Origin of the sequence: Streptomyces pathocidini (assembly GCF_001418495.1) — a bacterium.
Classification (GTDB): Bacteria; Actinomycetota; Actinomycetes; order Streptomycetales; family Streptomycetaceae; genus Streptomyces; species Streptomyces pathocidini.
This window is the reverse complement of the sequence record NZ_LIQY01000577.1, coordinates 1-5,503: the sequence shown is the minus strand read 5'-3', so window position 1 is coordinate 5,503 and position 5,503 is coordinate 1. Positions and strand designations below refer to the sequence as shown.

At 73.1% G+C, this 5,503-nt stretch carries 7 protein-coding genes; 3 read left to right on the top strand and 4 right to left on the bottom strand.

Going from position 1 to position 5,503, the window contains the following annotated elements; translation table 11 throughout:
- Together AOK16_RS22925 and AOK16_RS22920 are read right to left on the bottom strand one after the other, a co-directional pair.
- Positions 1–230: DUF6643 family protein (locus AOK16_RS22925; protein WP_338058501.1), on the bottom strand; the 230-nt coding region annotated here is incomplete at its 3' end.
- A gap of 157 nt (positions 231–387) precedes the next feature.
- Positions 388–1,707 carry a glycosyltransferase gene (locus AOK16_RS22920; protein ID WP_055474048.1) on the bottom strand — a complete coding sequence of 440 codons (1,320 nt, stop codon included), beginning with the start codon at positions 1,705–1,707 and terminating at the stop codon, positions 388–390.
- A 93-nt stretch (positions 1,708–1,800) separates the two neighbouring features.
- Here AOK16_RS22920 and AOK16_RS22915 point away from each other — a divergent pair, with 93 nt between their 5' ends.
- The 3 genes from AOK16_RS22915 to AOK16_RS22905 all read left to right on the top strand — a co-directional run bounded on the left by AOK16_RS22915 (position 1,801) and on the right by AOK16_RS22905 (position 3,876).
- Positions 1,801–2,589, top strand: a complete 789-nt coding sequence (locus AOK16_RS22915; protein ID WP_055474047.1) for a glutamate racemase — start codon at positions 1,801–1,803, stop codon at positions 2,587–2,589.
- Between the two features lie 123 nt (positions 2,590–2,712).
- Complete coding sequence (locus AOK16_RS22910; protein ID WP_055474046.1) at positions 2,713–3,279, top strand: hypothetical protein; 567 nt, start codon at positions 2,713–2,715, stop codon at positions 3,277–3,279.
- A gap of 117 nt (positions 3,280–3,396) precedes the next feature.
- The gene (locus tag AOK16_RS22905) at positions 3,397–3,876 is read left to right on the top strand and encodes an NUDIX hydrolase (protein ID WP_055474045.1); all 480 of its coding nucleotides are present in this window, start codon (positions 3,397–3,399) and stop codon (positions 3,874–3,876) included.
- A gap of 72 nt (positions 3,877–3,948) precedes the next feature.
- On the opposite strand, the gene AOK16_RS22900 is transcribed toward AOK16_RS22905, so the two are convergent.
- A complete protein-coding gene (locus tag AOK16_RS22900) occupies positions 3,949–4,923 on the bottom strand; it encodes a decaprenyl-phosphate phosphoribosyltransferase (protein ID WP_079101678.1) in 975 nt (324 codons plus the stop codon).
- Entirely contained in the window at positions 4,920–5,501 is a 582-nt protein-coding gene (locus AOK16_RS22895) for a phosphatase PAP2 family protein (protein WP_240483707.1), read from the bottom strand. Before AOK16_RS22895 ends, AOK16_RS22900 begins: the two co-directional genes overlap by 4 nt.
- Between the last annotated feature and the right edge of the window lie 2 nt (positions 5,502–5,503).

Genomic DNA, 5,503 nt, shown 5'->3' with positions numbered 1-5,503 from the left:
TGCGGGACGGGCTGCTGATGGCCGTACGAGGGCTGCGAGGGGGCCGCCGGAAGGGCCGGTAGGGCGGAGGGGAGCGCCGGCAGATGACTGCCGGAGTCATAGGCGGCGGGGACCCGGATGGGGGCGATCTGGGGCGTGCCCCGCTCTGCGACGAGGCTGTCGTAGATCGGGGTGTCCGGGAAGGACGCGGAGTAGTAGCCGCCGCCATAGGTGGAGCGGGAGGAGGTCATACCCCATAAGTTAAGCCCACGATGTGCTGGTTGGGGAGTCTGAAAAGAAGGTTGTTTCCCGGGGTCGGAGTGGCCAGCGGTCCCCAATGGGAGCGAACTCGGGGAAATGGGGCCTCTCGCGGCGTTGCTATCGCGTAAAAGCCAAGTACCCAGCGGGTTACCGGGGGTTGGCCGGATCCGGTCGGCCGGAATCGGCGGGGTCGAACCGCTCTTCTGGGACCCGTCGCGGACGCGAATACGTGCGGCCCTTCCAGGCCGCGCCCCGGCCCCTGTAATGCTGGACGGCCGAGTCCACGGTCATCAGGAGATAGAGCGCCGCGGTGAACGGCAGCAGGGGCGCGAGCCACAGCGGCTGCCGGTAGTAGCGCAGCATCGGTGCGTACGTGCCGGCCATCACCGCCCATGCCGCGCCGCCGGCCGCCGCCGCGGCCCCGTTTCCGTACAGCGCACCGCCCAACAGGCAGGCGGGGGGCGCCAGATAGACCACCGCGAGCCCCGCGACCGTGCCCAGGAGCAGCACCGGGCTGTGCAGCAGCTGGGCGTACGCGCTGCGCGACACCATGCGCCACAGCTCGCCGAGACCCGGGTACGGGCGCACGCTGTCCACCCGCTCCGCGAGCCCCAGCCAGATCCGGCCGCCGCCGCGCTTGACCGCCCGCGCGAGCGCCACGTCGTCGATCACCGCGTGCCGGATGCTCTCCGGCACGCGCGCGTGGAGGGCGGCGGCGTCGCGCAGCAGCACGCAGCCGCCCGCCGCGGCCGCGGTACGCGCGCGTGGCCGGTTGACCCGGCGGAACGGGTAGAGCTGCGCGAAGAAGTAGACGAACGCGGGGACGATCAGCCGCTCCCAGAACGTGGCCACGCGCAGCCGCGCCATCTGCGACACCAGATCCAGCCCCGAGGCGCGGGCAGCGGCCACCAACTCCCGCAGGCTGTCCGGCGCGTGGGCGATGTCGGCGTCCGTCAGGAGCAGGTACTCGGGCGCGGGCTCACGCGCACGGGCGAGGGCGATGCCGTGGCGCACGGCCCACAACTTGCCCGTCCAGCCGGGCTCCGGTTCGCCGGGTGAGGTGACGGTCAGGGGGAGGCCGCCCTCGGTCCGGTCGGCCAGTTCGCGCGCCAGGCGGCCGGTGCCGTCGGTGGAGCCGTCGTCGATGAGGAGGATCTCGGCCGGGCCCGGGTAGTCCTGCGCGAGCAGCGAGGCGAGAGAGACGGGCAGCACCCCGGCCTCGTCCCGGGCGGGGACCACGACGGCCACCGAGGGCCACGTCTCCGGCTCGTCACCCCGGGCCCGCTCCTCCGGAGGCCGCTGCCCGGGCTCGTCGTCCGGCCTCGGCGGCAGGCGCACGTCCGTCCGCCAGAACCCGCCCTGCCCGAGCAGCAGCCACCCCCAGGCGACGAGCGATCCCACGGCGATCCAGGTCAGCAGGCTCACCCGACGCAGTCTGCCGGACGCGGTGCCCGAGCTGCCCGACATACGCGCCGCATACGCGCCACCGGTCCATTCGCGGCGGCCCCGAGGGCACTTGCCGAGGAGGGGCCCCGGCTGTGGATCGCTTAAAGTTGCCGGGTGAAGATCGCCCTCATCGACTCCGGAATCGGACTGCTGGCGGCCGCCGCCGCGGTGCGCAGGCTCCGCCCCGACGCGGCCCTCGTGCTCTCCTCCGACCCCGACGGCCTGCCGTGGGGGCCGCGGACCCCGGAGGACGTGGCGACCCGCACCCTCGCCTGCGCCCGCGCCGCCGCCCTCCACCGGCCCGACGCGCTGATTGTCGCCTGCAACACCGCCTCCGTACACGCCCTGCCGGCCCTGCGCGCCGAGCTCGAACCCGGGCTGCCGGTCATCGGCACGGTCCCGGCGATCAAGCCGGCGGCCGCGGGCGGTGGGCCCGTGGCGATCTGGGCGACCCCCGCCACCACCGGCAGCCCGTACCAGCGCGGGCTGATCGAGGAGTTCGCCGACGGCGTGGCCGTCACCGAGGTGCCCTGCCCGGGCCTCGCCGACGCGGTGCAGCACGCCGACGAGGCCGCGATCGACGCCGCCATCGCCGCCGCGGCCGCGCTCACACCCCCCGATGTAAGGGCCGTGGTCCTGGGCTGCACCCATTACGAGTTGGTCGCCGAGCGCATCCGGGCCGCCGTGCAGCGGCCGGGGCGGCCGCCCGTCGCGCTCCACGGCTCGGCCGGAGCCGTCGCCGCCCAGGCCCTGCGCCGCATCGGCGACCGGCCCGCACCCGCCGCGCCGAGCGCCGAGGAGCTGACCGTGATCCTCAGCGGCCGCGAGGCGGCACTCCCGGCCACCGCCCTCCTCTACGCCGAAGGCCGCGCGCTGGCCGCCGTCAGCCCCGCCACCGGGTAACCCGTACGCGGGGCGGGCCCCCGGGCGCACGGACCCCGAGGGACCCGCTTCCTGCGCCCGGCACACACCGTCGCGGCCCGCAACCCCCTGCTGCGGGCCCCGATCACGGGTACGCTCACATCCATGAGGGACCACCCCCATGGCGGCTCCGGCGACGACGCCGAGCCCGTTCCGGAGGTCTGGAACGGGCGCGCGGTCAACCGCGCGCAGTGGCCGCTCGCGGCGCTCGGCGCGGCCTGCCTGGCCCTCGGCATCGAGCTCGCCGCCGACTCCGCGTGGACCGCATCCTTCGCCCCGCTCCTGATGTCCGTGATCGGCTGCATCGCGGCCGGACTGCTGATCCTCTTCGGCACGCTCGCGTTCGTCCACGTCCACGTACGCGTCGACCAGGAGGCCGTCGAGGTGCGCTGCGGGCACGTCGGGCTGCCGCGCCGCCGCATCCCGCTCGAGAACGTGGTGGGCGCCGACTTCGTACCCCGCGTCACCCCGCACGAGTGGGGCGGCTGGGGCTACCGCTGGCGGCCCGAGAAGGGCACGGCCGTGGTCGTACGCCGCGGCGAGGGCATGGCCGTACGGCTCGGGGACGGGCGGATCTTCACCGTGACGGTGGACGACGCCGAGAACGCGGTACGGGTCGTCCGCGACCGGCTGCGGCGCCTGTCCGCGGCGCGTCGCGCCGCCCAGGCCTGACGCGCCGCCCGGCCTGACGCGGCGGTGCTGCCGCTCGGCGGCGCCAGCGGTGCTGCCGCTGGGTGGTGCCGTCCGAGCCGCCGAAGGCAAGATCAGCGCCCCCGCTACGCTCGACGCATGGCAACCCCCGACTTCATCCGTGACCTGCGCGCTACCGCGGGTCACCAGCTCCTCTGGCTCCCCGGCGTCAGCGTCATCGTCTTCGACGACGACGGGCGAGTGCTGCTTGGGCGCCGCGTCGACACCGGCCGATGGTCGATCATCGGAGGCATCTGCGAGCCCGGCGAGCAGCCGGCCGCGACCGCCGTACGCGAGGTGTACGAGGAGACGGCGGTCCGCTGCGTGGCCGAGCGCGTCGTCCTGGTCCAGGCGCTCGACCCCGTCGAGTACCCCAACGGCGACCGCTGCCAGTTCATGGACGTCACGCTGCGCTGCCGGGCCGTGGGAGGCGAGGCCCGGGTCAACGACGAGGAGTCGCTGGAGGTCGGGTGGTTCCCGCTGGACGCCCTGCCCGAGCTGGAGGACTTCGCACTGATGCGGATCAAGCAGGCACTGGGGGACGGCCCCGCGTGGTTCGACCCCATGGTCAGCCTCTGACGTTCCGCTGGGGAGCCCCGTGAGGGTCTCCTGTCCGGATCGCAGAGGCCATGGGCCACGGTGGGTCCGGCCTCAGACGTTGAAGGCGGCCAGGCCGAAGAAGCACACCCAGATTGCGCCCAGCACCACCAGCGACGGATCGCGAAGGACCACGTCCTCCGGTGCTCCGGCACGTCCCTCGTCGATATGGGCGGCGTAGCAGAGCATCGCCAGTGCGAAGAGGGGGATGGAGAGTTCACGCCAGGGCACCAGGGTGCCGTTGGACTCCAGGCCGAGCGCCCACAGGGCATACGACATGATCGCGACGGCACAGGCCAGCTGCCACACCATGCGCAGGTAGCTCACCGAGTACTTCGCGAGTGAGGCGCGCGTACTGGATTCCCCTTCGCCGACCAGAACCGCTTCCGAGTAGCGCTTGCCGGCGGCCATCAGCAGGGCCCCAGAGCCGGCGACGACCAGGAACCAGCTCGACAACTCGACCTCGGCCGCGGTGCCGCCCGCTGCGGAACGCAGTACGAAACCGCAGGCGATCACTGCCAGATCGAAGATCGGCATGTGCTTGAGCACCACGGTGTACAGGACCTGGATGACCAGATAGGCCACGATGACAGCGACCGTAAGGGCATTGGTGAGCAGCTGGGCGAGCACCGCCGCGGTGACGGCGAGCGCAGCGCCTGTGGCGTAGGCGAGGGGCCTGGACACCAGTCCGGCCGCGATGGGGCGTTGGCACTTGGTCGGGTGGGCGCGGTCGGCGTGGACGTCCAGTGCATCGTTGAGGAAGTAGATCGCCGACGAGGCGAGGCAGAACACGACGAAAGCCGAGGCGATGCCGGCCGCGTTGCGGAAGTCCGCGGCGGCAAGCGGAGCCGCCAGGACAAGGGAGTTCTTCACCCACTGGCGAGGGCGCGCGGTACGTATCAGACCTCCCACCAGGCTTCGCTTCGATTCCCGTGGTGCGGCGGACCCGGGGAAGAGGGAACGGGCGGGAGCTGCCGCCGGGTCCAGGTCCAGGTCCAGCGTGGGGGTATGAGAGCTGGAGACCTTCATGACATGAACTCCGTGGTAGTGCTGGTTTGTTGAAGAGAGTGAGGGGAACGGGTTCGGCTGCCCGCCATAGCGACGGCCGTACCCAGCGCGGCACCTGCCGCGACATCGGTCGGGTAGTGCACACCGAGGAGCAGGCGCGACCATACGACCCCCGCCGAGACGGCGGTCAGGCCCACACGCAGCGGCGGGGGCAGGAGCGGTCCGTAGGCGGCTACGGCGGCCGCCGACGAGGTGGCATGGGAGCTGGGGAACGACCACCGGCCGACAGGAGCCGCCCCGGGCGAGGAGCCGGCTACGCTCGGCCTCTCCCGTTTGACCACGTGCTTCACGGCGGAACTCGCCGCGTGCGCCGCCGCCACGCGTGCGACACCGGCCAGCCACTGCCCGCGCCGTGACCGGTCGGCGGCGGCGCCGACCAAGCCCAGCGCCAGCCACACCGCGGCGTGCTCGGCAGACGCTGACAGCCCGCGCGCGGAGCCCACGACGAGGCGGCGTTCGCGACCGGCCCGGACACCCGCCAAGAGCTGGGTGTCCAACTGCTGCGTGCGCCGACCAGCGCTGCGCATCACTGACTTCACGG